This window comes from Streptomyces sp. TRM70350, from assembly GCF_019219825.1.
GTDB lineage: Bacteria > Actinomycetota > Actinomycetes > Streptomycetales > Streptomycetaceae > Streptomyces.
The window spans coordinates 1-2,081 of record NZ_JAHUXH010000081.1 but is presented as its reverse complement, the minus strand read 5'-3'; the positions used below and the strand labels follow the sequence as shown (position 1 = coordinate 2,081).

Annotated in this window: 1 protein-coding gene; it reads right to left on the bottom strand. The window is 75.1% G+C overall.

The window, feature by feature from the left end; translation table 11 throughout:
- The coding region (locus KWI83_RS37610; protein WP_256363386.1) for a beta-ketoacyl synthase N-terminal-like domain-containing protein at nt 1-2,081 on the bottom strand (2,081 nt) is incomplete at both ends.

Sequence of the window (2,081 nt, the reverse complement as noted above, 5' to 3'; positions counted from 1 at the left end):
ACCGGCCACATCAGCGGCCACCACCACCGCACGATGCGGCAACAACGCCCGCGACGTCGCGAGGGAGCGGCCGACCGTCTCCAGGGAGGTGGTGTCGGAGTCCGTGAGGTGGTCGTGCAGTCGGCGTGCCTGGTCGGTGAGGGCCGCGGGGGTGTGGGCGGACAGCAGCAGGGGCACGGACGGCAGTCCGGCCGACGTCGGCTGTTCGGTGGGCTCCGGTGCCTCTTCGAGGATGACGTGGGCGTTGGTGCCGGACACACCGAACGACGACACACCCGCCCGGCGCGGCCGACCCGCACGGGTCCACTCGCGGTCCTCGGTGAGCAGCTCGACCGCGCCGGCGGTCCAGTCGACCTCCGCGGAGGGCTCGTCCACGTGCAGCGTCCGCGGGAGCATGCCGTGCCGCATCGCCTGCACCATCTTGATCACACCGGCCACACCGGCGGCGGCCTGAGTGTGCCCGATGTTGGACTTCACCGAACCGAGCAGGAGCGGCTCGCCCCGCTCCCGGCCGTACGTCGCCAGCAGCGCCTGCGCCTCGATCGGGTCACCCAACCGCGTGCCCGTACCGTGCGCCTCCACCGCGTCCACATCACCCGGCGCCAGACCCGCAGCCGCCAGCGCCTGCCGGATCACCCGCTGCTGCGACGGGCCGTTCGGCGCCGTCAGACCGTTCGACGCACCGTCCTGGTTCACCGCGGAACCGCGGACCACGGCCAGCACGCGGTGCCCGTTCCTGCGCGCGTCGGAGAGCCGTTCGACGAGCAGCATGCCGACGCCCTCGGACCAGCCGACCCCGTCGGCCGACGCGGCGAAGGACTTGCAGCGGCCGTCGGGGGCGAGACCGCGCTGCCGGGAGAACTCCACGAACGTGCCCGGGGTGGCCATGACGGTGACACCGCCGGCCAGCGCCATGGAGCACTCGCCGCTGCGCAGCGCCTGGATGGCCCAGTGCAGGGCGACCAGGGAGGAGGAGCAGGCGGTGTCGACGGTGACGGCCGGGCCCTCCAGGCCGAGGGTGTAGGAGACCCGGCCGGAGAGGACGCTGCCGGCGGTGCCGAGGCCCAGGTAGCCCTCGACGCCCTCCGGGAGGGTGCCGGTGCCGCTGCCGTAGTCGTGGTACATCAGGCCGGCGAAGACGCCGGTGGCGCTGCCGCGCAGCGCGGCCGGGTCGATGCCGGCGCGCTCGATGGCCTCCCAGGAGGTCTCCAGCAGCAGCCGCTGCTGCGGGTCCATGGCGAGGGCCTCACGCGGGCTGATGCCGAAGAACTCGGCGTCGAAGTCGGCGGCGTCGTGCAGGAAGCCGCCCTCGCGGGTGTAGCTCGTGCCGGTGCGGGACTGGTCGGGGTCGTAGACGGACGCGAGGTCCCAGCCGCGGTCCTCGGGGAAGCCGGTGACGGCGTCGGTGCCGGTGAGCACCAGCCGCCACAGGTCCTCGGGCGAGGTCACCCCGCCGGGGTAACGGCAGGCCATGCCGACGATGGCGATCGGCTCGTCCGTGCTGGCGGCGGTGGTGGCGGGCGGCCGCACGCTCGTGGCCGACGGACCGGCGTCCAGGGCCTCGTCGCGGAGGTGGCGGGCGAGTGCGGCGGAGGTGGGGTGGTCGAAGGTGATCGTCGCGGCGAGGCGGAGGCCGGTGGCGGCGGTGAGCCGGTTGCGCAGTTCGACGGCGGCCAGCGAGTCGAAGCCGAGGTCGAGGAAGGAGCGGTCGGGGGCGACGGCGTCCGGCCCGTCGTGGCCGAGGACGGTCGCCGCGGTCTCCCGGACGAGGTCCAGGGCGGCCCGGCGCTGCTCGGTCTCGGGGAGCGCGGCGAGCCGCTCGGCGTAGCCGCCGGGCTGGGTGGCGGCCGCGGCGGTGCGCAGCGCGGGGGCCGGTACGAGGCCGCGCAGCACGGGCGGCAGGGCCTCCGCCTGGGCGCGCAGTACGGCGAGGTCCAGGCGTGCGGCGACGGTGAGGGGTGTGTCGGTGGCGCAGGCGGCGTCGAACAGTTTCAGGCCGTCGGTGTGGGCGAGGGGGACGACTCCGCCGCGGGCGAGCCGGGCGGCGTCCACCCGGTCCAGGCCGCTCGCCATGCCGTCTT